Origin of the sequence: Brenneria sp. g21c3, from assembly GCF_040240345.1 — a bacterium.
GTDB lineage: Bacteria > Pseudomonadota > Gammaproteobacteria > Enterobacterales > Enterobacteriaceae > Brenneria.
The window spans coordinates 50,933-73,990 of record NZ_JBEIAB010000001.1; the positions used below are offsets into that span (position 1 = coordinate 50,933).

Consider the following 23,058-nt stretch of genomic DNA (forward strand, 5'->3'; position numbering starts at 1 on the left):
CTTTTCCGATCCGATGATCAATCCCTTTTCGGCCCATGTTCTCATCTCATCCGCTCGCGCGCTGGGCGGTTATTCACACAAAAAACAGAATCTAAATATAAATATGAAAACATTATCAGAATAAAAAACTAAGTATTCTGTTTTTTCATAATTAAATTGTGGGCGGCGACGTTAGTGGTGTTTCATATGCCTCAACGAAACACATCGGGTTTCACGGTGGTTTCATCAATCCTCAGATTAAAAAGGTAAATGAAAATGCGTACGACAGTAAAAAATATCACCACGGTTATCGGTCTCTCTCTGGCGACGATGATGAGTATCCCGGCGGCGCAGGCAATGGAAGGCGGCATCGATGTCGGTAAGAACTTTACCGATGTCAACGTCGGTCTGGGACAGCACACCGCCGGCCTGTATATCAACGGCGGCTGGGTTAAGAATAATGAAAGGGGTCATGAAGTGGCCGGCGCGGAAACCGGCATCAACATGCCTGTCGGCCCGGCACTGGTCAATCTGGGTGTTCAGGCCAATTACATTAAAGGCTCTACCGGCAGCGGCGAAGGCGTAGTTTTCCCGGTCGGCGCCGGCCTGCAATTGCCGGTTAATGACGCGGTCGGATTTTACGCCAGCGCCTATACCGCTCCCCGGCAATTGAGCAACAGCGCCAAAAATTACCTGGACGTGGATTCCGGTTTGAGCTGGGCGCCGGTGCAACCGCTGACGCTGAAAGCCGGTTATCGCTATATCGGTATGGACGGTAAAAACGCGCGCCCCAACCAGCGTCTGATCGAAGGCCCATATGTCGGCGGCGCGCTGAGTTTCTAAAGGCGCGGCTAATTAACGCAATCCGGGAAATAACGCTCCCCCAGTCATTTCGGCGCAGGTAGGAATCAGTCAATGACTTTTTACGGTTTCAGCGGGCGATCCCCGCCTACTGCCGCGGGGATGACGGGTACTCTTCTGTGTCATTCCCGCACAGGCGGGAATCAGTCAATGACTATTTACCGTTTCAGCAGGCGATCCCCGCCTACTGCCGCGGGGATGACGGGAGATATATTCGGGGATGACTTTCCCCTCAGTCATTCCCGCGCAGGCGGGAATCAGTCAATGACTATTCACGGTTTCAGCAGGAGATCCCCGCTTACTACCGCGGGGATGACGGGTACTCTTCTGTGTCATTCCCGCGCAGGTGGGAATCAGTCAATGACTATTCACCGTTTCAGCGGGCGATCCCCGCCTACTGCCGCGGGGATGACGAGGAGATATTCGGGAATGACTTTCCCCTCAGTCATTCCCGCGCAGGAGGGAATCAGTCAATGACTATTCACGGTTTCAGCAGGAGATCCCCGCCTACTGCCGCGGGGATGACGGGAGATATTCGGGAATGTCTTTCCCCTCAGTCATTCCCGCGCAGGCGGGAATCAGTCAATGACTATTCACGGTTTCAGCAGGAGATCCCCGCCTACTGCCGCGGGGATGACGGGTACTCTTCTGTGTCATTCCCGCGCAGGCGGGAATCAGTCAATGACTATTCACGGTTTCAGCAGGAGATCCCCGCCTATTGCCGCGGGGATGACGGGGAGATATTCGGGAATGACTTTCCCCTCAGTCATTCCCGCGCAGGCGGGAATCAGTCAATGACTATTTACCGTTTCAGTGGGAGATCCCCGCATACTGCCGCGGGGATGACGGGAGATATTCGGGAATGACTTTCCCCTCAGTCATTCCCGCGCAGGCGGGAATCAGTCAATGATTATTTACCGTTTCAGCGGGAGATCCCCGCCTACTGCCGCGGGGATGACGGGAGATATTCGGGAATGACGAGGAGATATTTGGAGATGACGGGAGATATTCGGGGATAACGAGGAGATATTCCCAAGGATAGCAGCCAAATTATTCGTGGAAATATCCTCAATAACGTCATAAACGAGTTTTTAAATAATTCAATGCGCCCGAGCGAGCGCTTTATTTTAAATCAGGACGTCACAATGAGTCGTAGTAAATGTTTTTTCTGGCTATTTATCGCGGTCATTACCGAGATATTCGCCACGACCATGCTTATTTTATCCGATGGCATTAGTCAGGCGATCCCCGCGGTATTTGCGACCATCGGTTATGCCGTTTCTTATTATACCCTGACGCTGGCGCTGCAAAGAATCCCGATGGGGCTGGCTTATGCCATCTGGTCCGGCATTGGTATTCTGGCGACAAACTTTATCGGCAGGTTTTTATTTAACCAAACGCTACAGAGCGGATCAATTATCGGCATGTGGTTAATTATTATCGGCGTGCTGATTATTAATTTACTGTCCAATACAGAAACACAGGCGGAAAGAATATGACGACCTTTCTTATGTCCACCTTCTGGCTATTTATCGCGGTACTGCTGGAAGTCACCGGCACCAGTCTGCTGTTAAAAACCCGGAATTTCAGCAAAGCGATTCCGTCATTATTCGCCGTGGGATCTTATCTTTTGTGTTTCTACGCGCTGGCCCAGGCGATGTCGCTGATGTCTCCCGGATTGGCTTACGCGTTGTGGTGCGGCCTGGGCATTATATTTATTGCCTTTGCCGGGTTTATTTTTTATCAGCAGAAGCCGGACAAATTCGGCGTAATCGGCCTTGGTTTTATTGTCGCCGGTTGCATAACAATGGGAGTATTCCAATGAATAATAAAGAAGCGTTATCCGTACGAATTAATGCGCTGCGCCATCGCTATTTACAGGCCAAACCCTTTATCTCTATTTCACGCGCCAGGGCCGTCACGGAAATTTATCAGCGCTATCCCGGCATGGCGGCCATTCAACTGCGCGCGCTGGCCTTTCGCCGCGCCTGTCAGCTTGCGCCGCTGGTAATAGAAGACGGCGAGTTGATTATCAGCCATCCCGCCGGTCGGGCGCGCGGCGGTGAGATTTCACCGGAAATCGCCTGGCGTTGGGTGGCGGACGAATTGGACACCATGGCCGCCCGCGCCCAGGATCCCTACTTCATCAGCGATGCCGATAAACGCGAGCTGCGCGAGCATATCCTGCCATTCTGGCAAGGTCGTTCCCTGGATGAGATGGCGGAAACGCAGTTGCGTCAGGCCGGGCTGTGGGCCTGGAGCCATGACGAAAATATCTGCGATTTAACCATCAAAACCCAGAACGGCGGCGGCGATACCTGTCCCGGCTATGACAATATCCTGCTCGTCCAGGGCATGGGCGGCGTGCGGGAACAGGCGCGCCGGTCGCTGCTCGCCCTGAGCGGCATTTCCGATGAGGAAATGGAAAAACGGTGCTTCTATCAGGCGGTGATCGACACCTGCGACGGCGTGGTTGAATACGCGCACCGTTATGCCGCCTATGCGCAACAGCTTGCCGAAGGGCAGACCGACCCGGCGCGCAAGGCGGAGCTGGAACAGCTGGCGGCAATTTGTCTACGCGTGCCGGAACAACCGCCGCGCAACTTCCATGAAGCGCTGCAATCCATATGGTTCGTTCAATCCCTGTTTATTCTGGAAGAGAACCAGACCGGCATCTCGCTCGGACGAGCCGATCAATATCTCTGGCCTTATCTGGAGGCCGACCTGGCGAATGGAACCCTGACGGAAGCGCAGGCCGAAGAGCTGATCTGCTGCTGGCTGATCAAAATGTCGGAATGCATGTGGGTGTGCAGCGCCGATACCGCCATGTATTTCGCCGGCTACCAGCCTTTTATCAATCTGGTGGTCGGCGGCCAGAAACGCGAAGGCGGCGATGCCACCAACCCGCTCTCTCTGCTGTTTATGGAGTGTTCGCGCAAGCTGAAATTGTATCAGCCGGGGCTGGCGGTGCGGATCCATAACCGCACGCCGCAGCATTTCATGCGTAAGGTGGTGGAGGTGATCCGCGCCGGAATGGGTTTCCCCGCCTGTCACTTCGACGACGCCCATATCAAGATGATGCTGCGTAAAGGTTTTGATTATGAAGATGCCCGCGATTACTGCCTGATGGGCTGCGTGGAACCGCAAAAGTCAGGCAAAATCTATCAGTGGACCTCCGTCGGTTACACGACGTTTACCGCCGCCATTGAACTGGCGATGAATAACGGCAAGCGCGCCAGCGGCACGCAGGTCGGCCCCGCCACCGGCGATATCCGTACCCTGACGGACTATGAGGGTTTCGAACTGGCGGTCAAAACCCAGTTGCGCCACATTATCCGCCAGGCGGCGCACGCCTCGCTTATGGTGCAGAAACTGCACCGCGCCCACGCGCCGAAACCGCTGATCTCCTGCCTGATTGAAGGCTGCGTCGCCTCCGGGCGCGATGTGATGCACGGCGGCGCCGAGATCAATAACGGGCCGGGTCTGATCTGGACCGGCATGGCGGATTTCGCCAACTCGATGATGGTGATGCGTGAACTGGTCTATCGTCAGGGCAAAGTCACGGCGGCGGAAATGGCGCAGGCGCTGCGGCATAACTTCCGCGACCATGAGGAACTGCGCGACCAGTGCCTGAATATTGCCAAATTCGGCAACGATATCGAAGAAGTCGATCTGATCGCCCGCGATCTGATCCGCTTCACCGAATATGAACATCGTCAGTATCGCATGCTGTACGGCCCTTTCACCCACGGCACGCTCTCCATTTCCAACAATACCCCGTTCGGCCTGATTACCGGCGCCTTGCCCAGCGGTCGACTGGCCGGACAACCGTTAGCCGACGGCATCAGCCCGTCCCAGCAGTCGGATATCGCCGGGCCGACGGCGATCGTCAATTCCATCGCCCGTATCAATGTCGAAGAGATGGAAATCGGGATGGTGCATAACTTCAAACTGATGTACGGCATGCTGGATACGCCGGAGGGCGAACAGGGGATCATTAACCTGCTGCGATCCGCCAGCCTGCTGGGGAATGCGCAGATGCAGTTCAGCTATGTGGATAACGCTACCCTGCTGAAAGCCCAGCAAGACCCGGACGCCTACCGCAACCTGATGATTCGGGTCGCCGGTTATAGCGCATTTTTTGTCGAACTCAGCCGTGAGGTACAGGATGAAATTATCAGCCGCACCCTGCTGCGTCACTTCTGATCTGCGGCGCTGCCGCGGCCGGGTATTCAATATCCAGCGCTTTTCTCTGCATGACGGGCCGGGCATCCGCACGGTGGTGTTTTTGCAAGGCTGTCCGATGCAATGCGCCTGGTGCGCCAACCCGGAGGGGATTTCACCCCATAGCGAGCTCCTGTTCGCCGGCGACTCGGCGCCGCGCCGGGTCGGCGAGATTTACACCGTCGAACAGGTTCGCCGACAAGTCATGGCCGACGAAGTCCACTATCGGGTCTCCGGCGGCGGGGTCACGCTCAGCGGCGGAGAAATGGCGCTTCAGCCGGCATTCGCCCGCGCGCTGCTGGCCACGCTCCGGGAAGAAGGCGTTCACACCGCCGTGGAAACCTCCGGTTTTGCCCCCTGGTCATCGCTGACGCGAGCCTGTGAATACAGTCAACTGATCATGTATGACCTGAAGCTGGCGGATGACGGCATGCATCTGCGTTATACCGGCGTCAGCAACCGGCCTATTTTGCGTAATCTGCAACGGCTGCTGGCCGGGGATATTCCGGTACGAATCCGTATACCGGTCATCCCGCAGGTCAATGACGGGCCGCAACAGGCGGAACAAATGATGGCGCTCATTCATTCACTCAGCCGCCATAGCCGCTGCTTTACCGGCATCGATTTGCTGCCTTATCACCGCTTCGGCCTGAATAAATATGCGCTGTTGGGCAAGCCTTATCGCTATGGCGAAATGCATCCCGACCCCGGCCCCGCCGACACCCGGACATTGCAGGCCGCGGCGGAACGCTATGGTTTGACCACGAACACGCTATCGCACTGTATTGCCTGAACCCCAGACAAGCGCCGGCGGCGATCTCCGTCGGCCTCCTATTTCGACCAGGTTGCACATGATGAAAGAGACTTTTAACCACAGAATCCCCGCGCGGGGCCTGTTGCTTGTCGCCGCGCTGCTGTCCGGCTCCGCGCTGGCAACCGTCAGACCGACGGTGACCACTGCCGACGTCACAACCCGGCATCAGGAAGCGGAGCGCACTTATCTGGGCCGCCTTGAGTCCATACGTTCCGCCGACGTCGCCTCGCGGGTGGAGGGCATTATCGCCCGGCGTCATTTCGACGACGGCGACTGGGTCGAGGCGGGTCAACTGTTGTTCGAAATTGATCCGGCGCAGCAGCAGGCCGCCGTTGCGCGAGCCAAAGCCGCCGTCGCCAGCGCCGACGCCGGCGCCAATAACGCCCGACAGCATTTGGCGCGTCTCAGCCGGCTTACAGTCAGCCGCGCGGTGAGTCAGGCGGACAAGGACGCGGCCAAAGCCGACTGGCAGATGGCCCAGGCGGCGCTGGCGCAGGCTCAGGCCGAATTGAGCACGCAGCGGATCTTTCTTGGCTATACCCGCATTACCGCCCCCTTCAGCGGGCGTATCAGTCATAGCCCCTACCATGCGGGAACCCTGGTCGGGCCGGCGAGCGGCGCGCTGGCGACAGTCACGCAGCTTGATCCGCTGCGGGTGGTCATTGCCGTCAACGAACCGGACTATCTGCGCCGCCTGGCAAAAACCGATATCCACGGCGCGCGGGAATTCGCCCCGCTGTCGCTTCAGTTGCTGCTGAGCGACGGCACCCGCTATCCCTACGGCGGCGTCTTTGACGCCATCGATAACCACATTGATCCGCAGACCGGTACCGTCGCACTGCGTCTGCGATTCGCCAATCCGCAGGAAAAATTGCTGCCGGGCGGCGTGGTCAATGTCGTCCTGCATACCGCGGCGTCGCAGGCGCCGATGATACCGGCCGCCGCGCTACGGCAGGACAATCAGGGTTACTTTGTACTGGCGGTGGACGAGCAGGAGCGGGCCGTCGCGCGGCGCATCACGATCGGCGCCCTGTCCGGAGGATATTACCCGGTGACCTCCGGTCTGGAAGACGGCCAGCGGGTCATCATTTCCGATGTTCAGCACATCCGCCCGGGCGGGCCGGTGATGGCGACGGCAGCCAGCCGATAAGGAAAGCACCGTGTTACATTTTTTCATCAGAAGACCCAAGTTCGCGATGGTTATCGCGCTGATCACGGCGCTATGCGGATTGCTGGCGCTACGGCTGATTGCGATGGAACAGTTCCCTGACATCACGCCGCCGGTGATCGGCGTCAGCGCCTTTTATCCGGGCGCCAGCGCCAATGACGTCACGCAGGCGGTCGCCGGCCCGATTGAGCGGCAGCTCAATGGCGTCAGCCATATGCTGTATATGGAGTCGAACAGCAGCAACAATGGCCGCTATCAGTTGAACATTACCTTCGCCAGCGGTACCGACCCGGATATGGCGATGGTGGACGTGCAGAACCAGCTCTCTCAGGTCGGCGCGCAGCTACCGCCGGAGGTGAACAGTCAGGGGGTGACCGTGCATAAACGCGCCACCAACATCCTTATGGGGATCAGCATCGTCTCGCCCGCGAATACCTTTGATAACCTCTACCTGAGCAATTTTGCCCGTCAGCGCCTGATCGACGTGTTGGCCCGCATTGACGGCGTGGGTGACGTGGAGATGTTGGGCGCGCGCGATTACAGCATGCGCATCTGGTTGGATCCTCAGCGAATGGAAGCGCTGCACATCAGCAGCGACGAATTGATCGCCGCGCTGAAACAGCAGAATGTGCAGGCGGCGGCGGGCCAGATAGGCTCGTCCCCGGCGCCCGCGACCCAGCGGCAGACGCTGACGCTGAGCGGACAAGGCCGGCTGGCCACGCCGGAAGCGTTCTCGCGGATCATTCTGCGCAGTAATGCTCAGGGCGGCATGGTACGGCTGGGGGACGTCGCCGCTATTGAGCTTGGCGCGGAAAACTATCAAATTAATGCGACCGTCAACAACACCCCCGGCGTGCTGCTGATGGTTTATCCGGCGCCGGGGGCCAATGCGCTGAATCTGGTACAGGCCATTAATCAGGAGATGGCGCGTTTGGCCGTCGATTTCCCTGACGATATCCGCTATCAGGTGAAATTCGACGCCAGCGAGTCGGTGCGTACCTCGTTGCAGGAGATTTTGTTTTCACTGGCGCTGACGCTGCTGATCGTGCTGGCCGTGGTCTATCTGTTTATGCAAAGCCTGCGCGCCACCCTGATTGTGGCGCTGACCATTCCGGTGTCGTTGCTGGGGACGGTCGCCGTGCTTTATCTGACCGGCTATACCCTGAACATGCTCAGCCTGTTCGCGATGATTCTGGCGCTGAATATTGTGGTCGACGATGCCATCGTGGTGGTGGAAAACGTCGAACGGCTGATGAGCGAAACCGAGGGGAAAAGCGCGCTTCAGGCCACGCGCGAAGCGGTCGGCCAAATCGCCGGGCCGGTTATTACCACCACGCTGGTGCTGCTGGCGGTATTCGTCCCGGTCGCCATGTTGCCCGGCATTACCGGCGAGCTGTACCGCCAGTTCGCCGTCACGCTGTCCACCGCCATGGTGCTCTCCAGCATCAACGCCCTGACCTTGACGCCCGCGCTATCGGCGATGCTGCTGCGCGCCCGTCCGGCGACATCGTCGGGGATGCTGGCCGGATTCAATCGCCTGCTCGACGCGACCCGGGAAGGCTACGTGAAAACGAGCGGCGCCATCAATCGCTATGGCGCGACGACCCTGCTGGTTATCGTCGGCGCCGTTGCCCTCATCTGGCTGAGTTACCGTCAGCTTCCCACCACCTTTCTGCCGCAGGAAGATCAGAGTTACCTGTTCGTCAACGTGCAGCTGCCGGATGGCGCCTCGCTGGCGCGCACCCAGGATGTGCTGGAGCAGATGTATCAGCGGCTGTCCGACAACCCGGCCATTGAGGATATCATCAAGATCGCCGGTTTCAGCCTGATGAGCGGCGGCAATTCCGCCAACACCGGATTCGCCATCATCATGCTGACCCCCTGGGAAACGCGCCCCGCCGTCGATCGGCTGTTGCCGGCGATCCAGCAGCAGCTGACGACGATCCCCTCGGCGATGTTGATGGCTGTCGCCCCGCCGCCCATCAACGGTCTGGGGAATGCCGCCGGCTTCGATCTGCAACTTCAGGCCTTTGCGGGACAGTCGCCGCAGGAACTGGCCCGCATCAGTCACGCCGTGATTATGGCCGCCAATCAACGGCCCGAACTACAACGCGTGTTTACCACCTTCAGCGCCGCCGCGCCGGAATATACCCTGACCATCGATCGTGAGCGCGCCGCGTTGTTGCAGGTGCCGGTCGACCGCCTGTTCGCCACGCTTCAGACGGCATTCGGCGGTTCTCTGGCCGGGGATTTTACCCACGGCGGCCGTTTATTCCGGGTACAAGTACAAAATGAGATGAACTACCGGCAGCGCAGCGAACAAATCCATCGGCTATCGGTGCGCAGCGACAGCGGCGCGCTGGTGAATCTCAGCCAGTTGGTCTCGCTGCAACCGTCGCTCGGCGCCCCCTTTCTGACCCGGTACAATCTCTTCCCGTCGGTGGCGATCGCCGGTTCGGGCGCGGAAGGCGTTCGCTCGGGACAGGCGATGCAGGCAATGGAACACGTTCTGTCGCAACATTTGCCGTCCGGTTATGGCTACAGCTGGAGCGGATTATCGCTACAGGAACAACAGACCGGCGGCCAAATCGTCTATCTCGTTCTGGCGGCGCTGGTATTCGCCTATCTGTTTCTGGTCGCGCAATATGAAAGCTGGAGTATACCGGCAGCGGTGCTGCTCTCCGTCGTTTTTGCGCTGGCCGGCGCCATGACGGGGCTTCGGCTGGCTGGTTTGTCCAACGATATCTATGCGCAAATCGGCCTGATGCTGCTGATCGGCCTGGCCGCCAAGAACGCCATTCTGATGGTGGAGTTGTCGCTCAACCTGCGCGCTCAGGGATACAGTCTGCGGCAGGCCGCGCTTCAGGGCGCCCGGCAGCGGTTTCGCGCGGTTATCATGACCGCCGTCTCATTCATCATCGGCGTTGTGCCGCTCATGCTGGCAAGCGGCGCCAGCGCGTTGAGCCGCCAGGTCATCGGCGTCACGCTCTTCGCCGGCATGCTGGCCGCCGCCAGCGTCGGCATACTGTTTATCCCGGCCTTATACCTGCACATTCAACGTCTGCGGGAGCGTTGCCGGCAACGACCGGCTTGCCCGCCGGTAAATGGAGGCCGGCATGAACATCACTAAACAACCTGGCGATGTGGTATTGAAAGGTCTGCTGCTGCTGACTTGTCTGGTGATTGTGGTAATCGGTATTCGTCTGGCTGCGCCGATTATCGTGCTGCTGTTATTGGCGCTATTTCTGGTCATCGTCCTTGAACCGCCGATCGCGATGATGTCGCGGCTGGGCGTGCCGCGCCTGGCGGCCGTTGCGCTGCTGAGCGGCGGTCTGTTGCTGACCCTGCTGCTCACGCTGACGAAAATCATCAATACGCTGCCGGAGCTTCAACTGATGATTACCCAGATGCGGGGATTGCTGGCGAACCATCTCATCGCCGGACTGGCGCCGCTGACGCGGGCGGGACTGACGCTCAGCCCCGATCAAATCATGACGGTACTCAATCCCGGCAAAATTCTGGGCATCGTGACCCGCGCCGTCGGTCGGATATCAGAGATCCTGTCGGCCATACTGGTGGTATTCCTGCTGGTGATATTTCTGCTGTGCGAAATGCCTGCGCTGGTCGCCGCAAGCCGGCGCCGGCTGCGGGATTCGCCAACCGCCATTGAGGCTATTCGTCAGGGCATCGCCTGCGTCACCCAGTATCTGGCGCTGAAGACGCTGATTAGCCTGCTGTGCGGTCTGGCGGTGTGGGCCGCCCTGCTGCTGCTGAAGGTCAAATTTGCCTTCATTTGGGGCGTACTGGCGTTTCTGCTGAATTTTATTCCGATTATTGGTTCGGTGCTTGCCGCTATCCCGCCCGTGATTCAGGCGTTTCTGTTTAACGGCATCGGCGCCGGTTCGCTGGCGTTGCTGGCGTATCTGCTCATCAATCTGATCGTGGGATGCCTGCTGGATCCCTATCTAATCGGGCGCAAACTCAATTTGCCCACCAGCGCGGTGATCGTATCCTTGCTGGTATGGGAAGGGATGCTGGGAATGACGGGCGTTTTGCTGGCGGTGCCGCTAACCCTGTCCGTCAAACTGGCGCTGGCGCAGATAAACGGCGGCGGCCAGCGGAACGCGGCCCCGATATCGGAGGGGGCGCGGCGATAAGATCCTTGCGGCGGCCTCGACGGGACGGGATCGGGCAATCCAGCCGCCGTACAGGGATAAACTAGGCACTAAATCAATCTCTCTATATAATCATCGTTACGTGGCGAATCGTCTCTTTTAACAGGTAACTTGATGATTTATATCATAGCGGAGGAGATCAGATTCAACCCTGATGATGGTACGCTGGGCAACCATCAACATGATGATTTCATTAAACTCAGCATCCCCGCCTGTCGTTTGCTGGAACAACTGCTGGTCTCCGGCGGGGAAACGCTGGGCCGCGAATATTTGCTGACCGAGGTATGGGATAAATACGGCCTGCGCGGCACCAACAGCAATCTTAACCAATATATCAGCATATTGCGTCGCGCCCTGGCCGGCTATGGCTGCGACAACCTGATTATTACCATGCCGAAAATCGGCTTTCGTCTCAATACCGATATACCGCTACAGCGCGTTGATTCCCCGCTCCCCCGGCCCGCAGAGCAATCATTGCCCGCCGGACCATCGCCGGCCGCAGAGAAAGCGCCGCCGCCGCAGAAAGCCGGTAATCAGCAAAAAAAAACCTGGTTTCTGATTTTGCTTATTGGTTTCAGCATACTGATACTGGGATTATTGCTGCTTCAGTTCAGCAATACCCTGCAAGGGCGTGAGATCGAACCGGTTAACGCGACGTTTCAGGAGAACTGTCATGTCACCTATCTCAAAAATACGGACAGCAAAGATCGGGAAGCCATTAACCGGCAGATCGTAAAAATTCTGCATGACAACCAATTACAGTGCGATAAAAACCGCAGAATTATTTTCGATAATTATACGTCTTACTCCACGCAAAGTTATGGACGCACCCTGTTGTCGTTTTGCCAACTGGGGATAAAACAAGAAATTATCTCCTGCGATAATTTTTACTATTACGACTGGAAATAACGTTGAAAAGATTCAGAGTCCATATCGCCGTCGCCGTGGGGCTGCTGTTGCTGCTGGTTCCGCTGTTTATCGTGATTTCTTCCCACCAGCAAATCGCCTGGCCGTTTAAATGTTCGGCGTTTACCCGCTATAATTTGAACCAGGACGGGCAGAATCTGGAGTTCTTTCTGGCGCAAGACCTGCGTTTTCAGAACAATGACTCAGGCTATCTGTTACTGAACGGCCGCGCGGTCGATCGGGGGAAAACCACGGTTCTCAACCGCACTATCTATCTAAAGCAGGGCGGAAGAATAGATAGCGATACCTTCCGTTATGCTATTAGCCGGATCGTCCCCTCGCCTACGGATAATACCCCGGACGCGGTGTTCAATCAGTTACTTGCGGAGTTTACCTCCGACAGTACGCGGCTACAGCTGGACACCATTCACATTCAGGACAAGGCTTACCTGATAGGCGGCCCCATTTCCTACCTTTTCACCTGCACGGCCTACTGAATCGAGGGAATCAACATGTCTATCAAGATTATCCAGCCGCAGCACGCACAGCAATTGCTCGAAAACGGCGCGCAATTGATCGACATTCGCGCCGCTGACGAATATGCGCGCGAACATATCGCCCAGGCGCAAAATATTCCCCTGACCGCGCTTTCATCAGCGCCGCCGCTCGCCGACGCCGGCAAGGGCGTGATCTTCCACTGCCAGTCCGGTCGCCGCACGGAACTGAATATCGATAAGCTCGCCGCCAGCGTGCAGGGCGAGGCGTACATTCTGGAGCGCGGATTATCCGGCTGGAAACAGGCGGGATTCTCTACCATCGTGGATGCCTCGCAGCCCCTCGAACTTAACCGTCAGGTACAGATTGCGGTCGGGTCCATCGCGCTGCTGGGCGCCATCCTCGGCGCCACGGTATCGCCGTGGTTCCACATTCTGTCAGGGTTCGTCGGCGCGGGACTGATCTTCGCCGGCATATCGGGCTTCTGCGGTATGGCCCACCTGCTGATGAAAATGCCCTGGAACAGGAGATGAAACCAGCGGCAATACCGCCGGACGGAGCCGTATATATTCCCGGAGGCGAACAAACGAGGCGAATGCCGCTCCGGGCGATGGGAAAAACCGGCTTAGTCGGCGATAAACAGCCGACGCGGCGTCTGACTCAGGCGGGCATGCCCCTGCTCAGTAATGGCAATGGTTTCGCTGAAGGCGATGCCGTTTGCATAAATGTACATATGAAAGACCATGCCGGGTTTTAAACGCCACTCCGAATTCGGTAAAAACACCCGGCTGAAGTCGCTGGTATTCGGCGAAATGCGCGGGTAATAACCCAGGGTATAGCCGGTGATGCTGACATAATCCTCCCGCAGTCCGGCAGCCAGCACTGCATTACGCGCCACGGCATCGACATCCCTGGCGACGGCGCCGGGCCGCATCGCGGCAAACTGGGCGTCCTGAATGGCAATCAGTTGATCGGCCGTATCTTGCTGCCGAGCGTTGGCTTGCCCAATCACAATAGGGCGCATAATCCGCGCGCTGTAGCCTCGTTTGAAAGAGACGATCTCCGTGTGCAGGATATCCCCGGACGCCAACGGACGATCGTGCAAATTCCCATGAAGAAAACTGTTGCCGACGCCAAGCGTAATAATGCCGCAGCGGTTTGAATCCAGTCCGTTGCTCATCAATACCTGATGAACGACGGTCGCCGCTTCACGCTCGGTTTTTCCTACGCCGGTATCGGCTAAAACCGCAGAAAACGCCAAATCATTCACCCTCGCCGCCTCGGCGATATAGTCAATTTCCCGCGGCGTTTTGCAATCCCGCAACTTGATCAGCACCCCGGAAAAATCGCGCAAAGGATGTGCGGGGAAACGGGCTTGCAGACGATTAAAGCGGCTTAACGTCATACAGTACGAATCGAAATCCACGCCTATCTTGCGCTTATCCCAGCCGCGCTCGACGATGGTGTCGATAAGCACTTCGAGGGGGTCTTGCCAGTCAGCAAAAGTGACGGTGTCCGTTACCCAGCTATTCTCGTGAAAGGTATGCGCATCCATCGCGCGAAAGACCATCACCGGATCGCCGTCCAACGGCAATAAACAAGCCCGATACATATTTTCGGAAATGCCGAATCCGGTCAGATAATACAGAAACTCGGTCTGATCGATCACCAGCAGGCCGATATCTTTCTCTCGCATGTAAGCGCGGATATTTTCCGCTCGCTGGTGATATTCCTCTGGCGTAAAGCCGAGTTCTTGCTGATTATTCATGTTATTTATCCCTGTAATAAAATTTACAATATCGCTATCGTTGTTTTGTTATTAAATTAGCTGTTAGTAACGTTACAATGGTGATCAAAATCAATAATGCGCTCACCGCCGCAATAGTCGGATCGAGTTGAAACTGCACGTTATTCCATATTTGTACCGAGAGCATTTGTGTTTCATTGTCCGCCATAAACATCGCAATCAGCAACTCATCAAAAGAACTGAGAAACGCGAAGAGCGCGGCGGAAACCATCCCTGGCGCCGCCAGCGGAAACGTAATCCGCCGAAACACGGTGAAATTGCCGGCGCCCAGGCTCATCGCCGAATATTCCAGTTGGCTGTCGATACCCTGCAAGGTCGATGAAATAATGATCGTCGCCACCGGCAAGGCAATCACCGCATGACCGATAATAATCGCGCTGGCGCTGTTGAAAATATCGGCGGCGGAAAAGAAAAAGAACAAGGCGAGCGCCGATATAATATTCGGCACAATCAATGGCAGTAAGACCAGCACATAAATAATTTTCTTCCCGGCAAACCGGTAGCGAACCAATGCGATGGCCAAAAACAGGCTGAAGATCATCGCCAACAGCGTTGATATAACGGAAATGCGAAAACTCAACCACAGCGAGCTCAGCCATTCCGCGCTGGTCAGCACTTTTTCCATCCAGCGCAGAGAAAATCCGGGCGGGGGGAAGGTTAAATAAGCTGACTGACTAAATGCCAGCGGAAAAATAATAAGGATCGGCAATGCCAGAAATAACAGCACCAGTATCGCCATAGTCAGCGAAAATAGCCCCGGTTTGATGGTATTCATCGTTTGGCCTCAAACAGCTGTTCCAATCCAACCAGCCGCTGATAGAACCAGAACAGCACCAGCGTACAGACCAGCAATACCGTGGATAGCGCGGAACCGAAGCCCCAGTCGAAATAGGTTTCTATCTGGCTTTCAATCACCATCGAAATCATGGTCTGCTGCGGGCCGCCCATCAGCGCGGGCGTAATGAAAAAGCCCAGCGAAAGAATGAACACCAGCAATCCGCCCGCCGCGATGCCCGGCAACGACAGCGGCACAATGATGCGCCAGAAAGCGCGGGTGCGCGAGGCGCCCAGGCTTTGCGCCGCATTCAGCAAACCGAGGTCGATCCCGCGCATCACGCTATAGAGCGCCAGGATCATATAAGGCAACAGGATATAGGTCATACCGATCAGCACGCCCGTAAAGGTGTACATCAGTTTTAGCGGTTCGGTGATTAAACCGACGGCAAGCAACAACTGGTTGACTACGCCTTGCGCCCCCAGCAGCACCATCCAGGCGTAGGTACGCACCAGTACGCTGGTAAAATAGGGGATAACCACCAGAATCAGCAAAATATTCGCCGTACGAGGTTGCAAGCGCGCCAGCACCCAGGCCAACGGATAGCCCAGCAGCAGGGTGCTTAAGGTCACCCAAAAGGAGATTCGCAGGGTGATCCACAACACGTTAATCCACACCGGCTCCTGTACGATGCGCAGATAGTGCCGCCAGGTAAAATCCGGGCTATAGAGGCTGAACCCCAGCATTTTTATCAACGGATAGATAAAAAATATCAGCAGCGCCAGCAACGACGGGGCTAATAACAGCCAGGGTTTCCAGTTACGCCGGGCCGGCGACGTCGGGCTCATTGCGCCTCCCCGGCAATAAACCACAGGCTTTCCGGCTGCCAGCCGAGAGAAACGGCGATGCCAGGGGCGATGGCCTTTTGCAGATCGATGTTCTGCGCCTGAACCAGTAATTCCGTGCCGTCGCCAAGCCGCACGCTCACCTTTACCGTATGGCCCAGATACAACACCTCGCTGATAATCGCGTTTACCGCCAGTTGACCGGCGCTCGCCAGGCGAATTTTCTCCGGCCGCAATACCGCGAAAACCCGTTGCCCGTTAGCCAACTGTCCGATGCCCGGCCCGCTTACCCGCTCGCCGCTATCCAGCCTGACGTCATAGCCCGTCGAATGAACCGCCTCAATATGCCCGCCGATAAAATTGGATTGTCCGATAAATTCGGCAACCCAGCGATTGGCGGGTTTTTCGTATAAGGATTGCGGCGAGTCGATTTGCGCAATACGGCCATCCTGCATCACCGCGATACGATCGGAAAGCGTCAGCGCCTCCTCCTGATCGTGGGTGACAAACAGCACGGTCGAACCGCTCGACTGATGCAGGCGTTTGAGTTCCAACTGCATATGTTCGCGCAGTTTTTTATCCAACGCCCCCAGCGGCTCATCCATCAACAGCGCCTGAGGTTCGAATATCAACGCCCGCGCCAGGGCAATTCGCTGTTGCTGACCGCCGGATAATTCACGCGGCAGCCGATGGCCCTTGTCGGCCAACTGCACCATATCCAGCGCATCCGCCACCTTTTGCCTGATAAGGCTCTGCGACGCGCCGCGCATTTCCAGCGGAAACGCCAGATTGCGGAAAACGGAAAGATGGGGAAAGAGAGAGTAATTCTGAAATACCACGCCCAGATTACGTTTAGCCGGCGGAAAATCCGTCACGTCCTGGCCGCCGAGCAGGATCCGCCCCGTGGTTGGCGTAGTAAAACCGCCGACCATCATCAGCGTGGTGGTTTTTCCCGACCCGCTGGCCCCCAGTAAAGTAACGAATTCGCCCGGCTCGACGACCAGATGCAGATTATCCACCGCGGCGGTCTGACCAAAGCGTCGGGTTAACCCTTGCAGACGAAGTTCCGTTCCCGCGGTTGGACGGGAACGGAACGGCTGGTTAGCAATCCCCATTAAGCCTGACCTAAGATCCACGGCTGCCAGATTTTACCGATCTCTTCCAGATGATCCGACCACCACTGCGCATCCTGTATAAAGGTGTTTGGAAAGTACGCCGGGTTGGAAGGCAGTTTTGCCAGATCTTCCGGACGCACGAAATCAAAGGCTTTTTTATTGGTCGGGCCATAGGCGATATACTGAGTCAGCTTGGCCTGCACTTCCGGCTGCAAGGCGAAGTCGATAAGCAACTGGGCATTTTCAGGGTTCGGCGCGCTTTTCAACACGCTCCAGTATTGCACCTGCTGTCTTGCCTGATTCCACTCTATCGCCAGCGGCGCGCCCTGATCGATCAGCACCTGAGCACGACCATTCCACAGCGCGCCAAGCACCGCATCTTTACGCTCCAGCAACTGCGCGGAAACCGCGCCGGTATCCCACCATTTTGTAACATGCGGTTTGATTTTATTTAGCGAGGAAAAAGCCCGGTCGATATCAACAGGGTAAATATCCGACATCGCCACGCCGTCAGCCAGCACGGCGAATTCCAGATCTGCCGCGCCTGAACGCAAATCCGCCAGCGTGCGCGGGCCGGGAAAACGCTTCACGTCCCAAAATTCCGCCCAGTTTTTAGGGTGTGATTCAGCGCTAAAAACATCCGTATTGTAAACCAGCACGGTTGCAAACAGGAGGTTGCCGACCATATTAGGATGACGGAATTCAGCGGCGATATCGTCAGGATTGCAATATTTCATCGCGGCGTAATTAATCGGCGCCAACGCTCCCGCTTTCTCAAGGTTGAGCTGAGCAAGCGTGCCGATATCCACAACGTCCAGACTTACCTGACCGGCCTTTATCATGGCCTGAATTTGTGCGGAGGTGGAAGGTTTTACCTTGACGCTAATCCCCGTTGCCGCGGTAAAAGGTTTATAGACGGCGATATCCATGGCGTCCTGATAAGCGCCGCCCAATCCTCTGACAATCACTTCCGGACTGCCTTTAGCAAAGACTGAAGGGGCGGAAAAAGCACCGAATGCCATGCCGGCACCGATGATGGACGTTTGTTTGATTAAACGACGGCGAGAGGTATCTATCGCTTCCCCTGTTGAAATAACAGGGGAGTCGATATCTCCTTTTTTATCACTCATACTCATTTTCCTTTGATGTAAGTTACGGAAAGAAATCTCCTTCTCTGGTGTTTGTTATAAACGATAAATTAATTATTTTTTAGATTTATATTAATATTTCCCTGGTGTTGGCTTTTTCCAATGACCCAGCAGTTTCCAGGCGTCATCAGATTGTTCCAATCTTTTCTTTACTGCATCTTCATCACACATCACCACTTGCGAAATAAGCCAATCGACAACGGTCATCGTGCTCATTTTCGACCACCAAACCAGTGGCGAACTGCTGCGAAGAATATAAATGACTTCATTTGATTCACGGGCTAACGGTGATGTGATTCGATCGGTCACCGCCACGACATGCGCCCCACGCTCACGCGCCAGATGCATCATATCGATGGTATATGGAATATAGCGTTCATACCCAATGCCGATAAACACATCATGTTCATTCACTTGCTGAATACGATCGGCCACGTCGCCGCAACCGATATTAAAAACGTCCGACTTACCCAAAATATGGTTAAGGTGCATCGCCAAATACGCCGCCATCGGGTAGGTATTGCCATGCGCGGTAACCCAAACTTTTCGAGCAGCGACAATACGCTCGGCAACACGTAAGATGACGCCATCGGTATTTAACTCGAGCGTCTGGTTTATCAGCGTATGCGCATTATCAAAAACCTGTTTTTGTAATTCTTCATCGTCCGTTGGCAACTGCGCCCGATGTAATACGCCGCCGGCTCCCGTTCGCTCAATCAGCGCTTCGCCCAAATCCTCTCGCAGATGGGTATAACCCCGGAAGCCTAATGCGCGGGCAAAGCGGACAATCGCGGCATCGCTCACATTTATTGCATCGGCTAACTGCTTGGCCGTCATAAACGCCACTCGCTCCTTATTCCTTTCGATATAACGTGCAATAAGCTGCTGTGCAGGAGTAAGTTTAGAAAAGCGTTCATCAACCAATGCTGAAAAATTCATATAACATCCCGAATGACTCAGTCACTACAGTAAAGTGCAAACATGTTGTGTTTGCAACAATAAAATTAATTTTTTTGGGAAAAATCCACAAAACACAAATAAATCATAAGGATACATTTTAATTAAATACGCATTACCATAAAAGATAATAATTCATCGGCTTGAATATATAAATAGCACGTTAATAATTTCATTTGAATGATAGTAGTTAATTCATTGACATGTGAAATAGATAATATATTTAATTATTACCTACTGACTCATTTATACAATAACGTATTTAACAGGATAGAACAGATATGAAGTTTTCCATAATTTTGTGAAAAAAACCGGAGAAATAAACGCGTTATCGATCAGAATGCCCGCCGGGGCTTAGGTTGGCCCCGGACCGGGATCATGTCGCTGACTACATATGAGCGCGATGCGCACCGCCGGCAACGGAATATTCATTCCATTCCTGAGCCTCGCGGCAAAAAAATTACGGAAAATTATGAGGGCAGCATGATATTGCTATCGGACAATAGCCCCATATTGTTATGCATCGCGCAGGCCGCGTCGATCAAAGGCATGGCCATCGCCGCCCCGCTGCCTTCGCCAAGCCGCATGCCTAATTGCAAATAAGGCTCCATTTGTAGATGCTGCAACGCAATCAGCGCGCCCTTTTCCGCCGAAAAATGGGAGGGAATCAGGTAATCCCGCACCTGCGGCGCAATACGGCAAGCCGCCAGCGCAGACGCATAGGAAAGAAAACCGTCCAGCACCACGGGCAATCCGGCGGCCGCGGCCCCCAGCATCACGCCCGCCATCCCGACCAGATCAAAACCGCCGACCTTAGCCAACACATCAATGCCGTCATGCGCATTAGGTTGGTTCACGGTAATCGCCTGACGCACCACCGCCACTTTATGATGCAGTCGCTCGCTGGGGAAATTAGCGCCGATGCCGACCACCTGATTGGGATCATGATCGGTCAGCACGCTGATCATCGCCGCCGCGGGCGTGGTATTCGCCATACCCAGCTCGCCGACGCCAAAGACGCGAACGCCCCCTGCGGCCTGCTGTCTGGTCAAGCGCGCGCAGGCAAGCAGCAAATCCTCCGCCTGCCGGTAGGTCATCGCCGCTTCACGAGCGATATTGCCGCTGCCGCGCCGCACTTTCATATTCAGCACGCCGGGCAGCGGCTCGCTGTCGATGCCGACATCCACTACGTTCACCTCTGCGCCCGCGTTGGCCGCCAGTACACAGACGCCGGTAATGCCCCTGACCATATTCGCGGTCTGAATGGCCGTTACCGCGCGCGGGGAAATCGCCACTCCTTCCTCATAGACGCCATGATCGGCGGCCATCACGATGATCTGTTTGCGCGCCGCCTGAAGTCCGGAAAGCCCGCGCATTCCCGCAAGCTGGATGGCCAACTGCTCCAGCCGTCCCAGACTGCCCAGCGGTTTCAGCAGGCCGTCCAGCCGGGCGGCGGCGCGCCGCATAGCGTCTTTGTCCAGCGGCACGATGGCGTCGACCAGCGATGAAAGCGTGGATGATGGTTCTGTTTGCATAATATTATTCTCGTTATATCAGGGCTGCCAGGGCGCCCGATTATTCAATGCCCGCAGCGTGGCGAAGCCGTCCTGTACGTCCAACACGCTGTATGCGCCTTGCGCAAAATGAAAGTGCCACATCTCGCTCGCCGGCATCGTCAGCAGCGTGGCCAACAGCAGGCTTAATACGCCCTGATGCGCCACGATCAGCTGATTATCCGCGCCATGCTGTTTCCGCAAGGCCTGCGTGATCTGTTCCACGCGGCGAGAAAACTCAGGGAACGACTCTCCGCCGGTCGGACGCGCCGTTTGCCAGTCCGCAATCCAGGCGGCCCAGGCTTCGGCATCCTCATGCTGTAAATCGTGGCGATGGCGCATTTCCCAATCGCCGAAAGCCATCTCGTTGAATGCCCGATCCGCGGCGGCGGCGATAGGATGCTTTTCCAACACGATTTCCGCCGTATGCCGCGCCCGCAACAGCGTACTGCTGACGGCCGAACCAAAGTTCACGTCCGCCAGCCAGCCGGCAACCGACCGGGCCTGAGCAACGCCAGTCGCCGTCAGGCCGACGTCCGTCATACCGCAAAAAACGCCGCTAAGATTGGCCTCGGTCTGACCGTGCCTGACCAGAAATAACCGCATGGTTTATCCTTCTCTTTCCGTCACAACATCGCCAGCAGGAAGACCAGTTCGCCGACCTCTTCCGCAGCGCCCAGCGTATCGCCGGTTTGACCGCCCAACCGACGGCGCAGATACAGCCCCATCAGCCAGATTATAACCAGGGTAATGGCCCATGCCCGCAGCGCGGCCCCCTGTCCCAGCAACCCGGCCAGCAGCGCCCCGCCCGCCAGCGTAATCAGCATCTCAACGCCGCGAACCTGGCCGATATACAGATTTCCCAGCCCTTGTCCTTCGCGAGCGTAACGCTGGCGATACATCAGCAACACAATGGCGCTGCGGCTCACCACCGACGCCGCCGTCAGTACGGCCAGCATCGATGTTCCGCGTAGCGCCAGCTCGCTCACTACCAGCACTTTCGCCACCACGATAAAAATCAGCGCCAGCCCGCCATTGGTGCCGAGGCGGCTGTCGCGCATGATCTCCAGCATTCTTTCCCGTTTACGGGCGGAAAACACGCCGTCGCAGGTATCCGCCAGTCCGTCCAGATGAAACGCGCCGGTAATCAGCGCCAGCGCCAGCACATAGGCCAGCGCCGCCAGCGGCACGCCGCACCAGGGAGAGAGCGCAACGAACGCCAGCCCGGCGATCCCGCCCACGATGAAGCCGATAAAGGGGAAACCGACAATCCCGCGCACGTATTGCTCCATCTCCAGCCCCTGCGTCCAGCGCGCCGGCAGCGGAATTCGAGTCATAAATTGCAACGTGGCGAAAAATAAACGCAGATTCATTTAATTTTAACCTCAATACCCGACACCACCAGATAGACCGACTCGGCGGCGGCGGCCAGACGCTGATTCACGCGTCCGGCGATATCACGAAAATGCCGCGCCAGCCGGTTTTCCGGCACGATGCCCATGCCAAGCTCATTGGTCACCAGATAGATCGGCGCCGCGCTATGGGAGCAGGCGTCGATCAACGCATCAATCTGCGGTTGGATCGCATCTTCAATGGCCGAAAAGTCCATCTGCTCCGGCGGCGTATCGCCGGCCTGCTCAAACAACAGGTTGGCGATCAGGGTCGTGACGCATTCCAGAATAACCGCCTCGTCGGCGGCTGTTTTTTCCGCGATCACTGTCCCCAGATCTCGATAGCCTTCCCAGGTACGCCAATGCGCCGGGCGGCTTTCCTGGTGCCGCCGCACGCGCGAAGCCATTTCGTCATCGGTCACCACCGATGTGGCGATATACAGCACCTTCTCGCTGTGCCGCGCCGCCAGCCTCTCCGCCAATGCGCTTTTGCCGCTTCTGGCTCCGCCCGTAATCAATATCACCCGATAAGCTCCTGTTTAATCTTTTTTTCTCCCCGCTTGCGCAGGGGAGGGTTGGGGTGGGGTCAATCGCAGCACAGGTGATGCCTGCCGCTACCCCTTGTCAGTTGTCTCTTAGTCACATTTTATGCGGACTCAGAGGCAGTTTTGTGCGCCACAATGCCGCCATTTCCATGCCACGTCGTAGCACGCGCCCGACGCAGGGGAATAGCCAACTCCCTCCCCTGCAAAGGGGAGGGTTGGGGTGGGGTCAATCGCAGCGCAGGTGATGCCTGCCGCTACCCCCACCCGGCCTCCCCCTTGTCAGGGGGAGGAGCCCCCGTG

General features: G+C 56.5%; 21 protein-coding genes. 11 read left to right on the top strand and 10 right to left on the bottom strand.

Going from position 1 to position 23,058, the window contains the following annotated elements:
• Positions 1-255 precede the first annotated feature (255 nt).
• From ABRZ28_RS00225 to ABRZ28_RS00275, 11 genes are all read left to right on the top strand, one after another.
• Positions 256-822: a YfaZ family outer membrane protein gene (locus ABRZ28_RS00225; RefSeq protein WP_330519202.1), complete on the top strand. Its 567-nt coding sequence runs from the start codon at positions 256-258 to the stop codon at positions 820-822.
• Positions 823-1,985: 1,163 nt separating this feature from the next.
• Positions 1,986-2,339: a DMT family transporter gene (locus tag ABRZ28_RS00230; protein WP_319603839.1), complete on the top strand. Its 354-nt coding sequence runs from the start codon at positions 1,986-1,988 to the stop codon at positions 2,337-2,339.
• Entirely contained in the window at positions 2,336-2,665 is a 330-nt protein-coding gene (locus ABRZ28_RS00235) for a DMT family transporter (protein ID WP_319603838.1), read from the top strand. The genes ABRZ28_RS00230 and ABRZ28_RS00235 overlap by 4 nt, the downstream gene beginning before the upstream one ends.
• Positions 2,662-5,046 carry a choline trimethylamine-lyase gene (cutC, locus tag ABRZ28_RS00240; protein WP_330519203.1) on the top strand — a complete coding sequence of 795 codons (2,385 nt, stop codon included), beginning with the start codon at positions 2,662-2,664 and terminating at the stop codon, positions 5,044-5,046. The genes ABRZ28_RS00235 and cutC overlap by 4 nt, the downstream gene beginning before the upstream one ends.
• Entirely contained in the window at positions 5,009-5,857 is an 849-nt protein-coding gene (locus tag ABRZ28_RS00245) for a glycyl-radical enzyme activating protein (protein ID WP_319603836.1), read from the top strand. The genes cutC and ABRZ28_RS00245 overlap by 38 nt, the downstream gene beginning before the upstream one ends.
• Positions 5,858-5,915: 58 nt before the next feature.
• Complete coding sequence (locus ABRZ28_RS00250) at positions 5,916-7,028, top strand: efflux RND transporter periplasmic adaptor subunit (RefSeq protein WP_330519204.1); 1,113 nt, start codon at positions 5,916-5,918, stop codon at positions 7,026-7,028.
• A 10-nt stretch (positions 7,029-7,038) separates the two neighbouring features.
• Complete coding sequence (locus ABRZ28_RS00255) at positions 7,039-10,176, top strand: efflux RND transporter permease subunit (protein WP_330519205.1); 3,138 nt, start codon at positions 7,039-7,041, stop codon at positions 10,174-10,176.
• Positions 10,163-11,203 carry an AI-2E family transporter gene (locus ABRZ28_RS00260; protein WP_330519206.1) on the top strand — a complete coding sequence of 347 codons (1,041 nt, stop codon included), beginning with the start codon at positions 10,163-10,165 and terminating at the stop codon, positions 11,201-11,203. Before ABRZ28_RS00255 ends, ABRZ28_RS00260 begins: the two co-directional genes overlap by 14 nt.
• A 132-nt stretch (positions 11,204-11,335) precedes the next feature.
• On the top strand, positions 11,336-12,130 hold the full coding sequence (locus ABRZ28_RS00265; protein WP_330519207.1) for a winged helix-turn-helix domain-containing protein: 795 nt from the start codon (positions 11,336-11,338) through the stop codon (positions 12,128-12,130).
• A 2-nt stretch (positions 12,131-12,132) separates the two neighbouring features.
• Complete coding sequence (locus ABRZ28_RS00270) at positions 12,133-12,624, top strand: FidL-like protein (protein WP_330519208.1); 492 nt, start codon at positions 12,133-12,135, stop codon at positions 12,622-12,624.
• A gap of 15 nt (positions 12,625-12,639) precedes the next feature.
• Entirely contained in the window at positions 12,640-13,155 is a 516-nt protein-coding gene (locus ABRZ28_RS00275) for a rhodanese family protein (RefSeq protein WP_319603830.1), read from the top strand.
• 92 nt (positions 13,156-13,247) lie between these two features.
• Here the strand turns inward: ABRZ28_RS00275 and ABRZ28_RS00280 are convergent, their stop codons facing one another.
• From ABRZ28_RS00280 to cobU, 10 genes are all read right to left on the bottom strand, one after another.
• Positions 13,248-14,390 (bottom strand): M24 family metallopeptidase, encoded by a 1,143-nt coding sequence (locus ABRZ28_RS00280; RefSeq protein WP_330519209.1) that lies wholly within the window; start codon positions 14,388-14,390, stop codon positions 13,248-13,250.
• 34 nt (positions 14,391-14,424) lie between these two features.
• Complete coding sequence (locus ABRZ28_RS00285; protein WP_330519210.1) at positions 14,425-15,204, bottom strand: ABC transporter permease; 780 nt, start codon at positions 15,202-15,204, stop codon at positions 14,425-14,427.
• Positions 15,201-16,052, bottom strand: coding sequence for an ABC transporter permease (locus ABRZ28_RS00290; protein WP_330519211.1), 852 nt, complete (start codon positions 16,050-16,052; stop codon positions 15,201-15,203). The genes ABRZ28_RS00285 and ABRZ28_RS00290 overlap by 4 nt, the downstream gene beginning before the upstream one ends.
• Entirely contained in the window at positions 16,049-17,164 is a 1,116-nt protein-coding gene (locus ABRZ28_RS00295) for an ABC transporter ATP-binding protein (RefSeq protein ID WP_330519212.1), read from the bottom strand. The genes ABRZ28_RS00290 and ABRZ28_RS00295 overlap by 4 nt, the downstream gene beginning before the upstream one ends.
• Positions 17,164-18,294: an ABC transporter substrate-binding protein gene (locus tag ABRZ28_RS00300; RefSeq protein ID WP_319603825.1), complete on the bottom strand. Its 1,131-nt coding sequence runs from the start codon at positions 18,292-18,294 to the stop codon at positions 17,164-17,166. Before ABRZ28_RS00300 ends, ABRZ28_RS00295 begins: the two co-directional genes overlap by 1 nt.
• Positions 18,295-18,384: 90 nt before the next feature.
• Complete coding sequence (locus ABRZ28_RS00305) at positions 18,385-19,251, bottom strand: MurR/RpiR family transcriptional regulator (RefSeq protein WP_319603824.1); 867 nt, start codon at positions 19,249-19,251, stop codon at positions 18,385-18,387.
• A gap of 488 nt (positions 19,252-19,739) precedes the next feature.
• Positions 19,740-20,804: a nicotinate-nucleotide--dimethylbenzimidazole phosphoribosyltransferase gene (cobT, locus tag ABRZ28_RS00310; RefSeq protein WP_330519213.1), complete on the bottom strand. Its 1,065-nt coding sequence runs from the start codon at positions 20,802-20,804 to the stop codon at positions 19,740-19,742.
• Between the two features lie 18 nt (positions 20,805-20,822).
• The gene (locus ABRZ28_RS00315; RefSeq protein ID WP_319603822.1) at positions 20,823-21,428 is read right to left on the bottom strand and encodes an adenosylcobalamin/alpha-ribazole phosphatase; all 606 of its coding nucleotides are present in this window, start codon (positions 21,426-21,428) and stop codon (positions 20,823-20,825) included.
• A gap of 20 nt (positions 21,429-21,448) precedes the next feature.
• Complete coding sequence (gene cobS, locus ABRZ28_RS00320) at positions 21,449-22,195, bottom strand: adenosylcobinamide-GDP ribazoletransferase (protein WP_319603821.1); 747 nt, start codon at positions 22,193-22,195, stop codon at positions 21,449-21,451.
• Positions 22,192-22,737, bottom strand: coding sequence for a bifunctional adenosylcobinamide kinase/adenosylcobinamide-phosphate guanylyltransferase (cobU, locus tag ABRZ28_RS00325; RefSeq protein WP_330519214.1), 546 nt, complete (start codon positions 22,735-22,737; stop codon positions 22,192-22,194). The genes cobS and cobU overlap by 4 nt, the downstream gene beginning before the upstream one ends.
• Positions 22,738-23,058 lie beyond the last annotated feature (321 nt).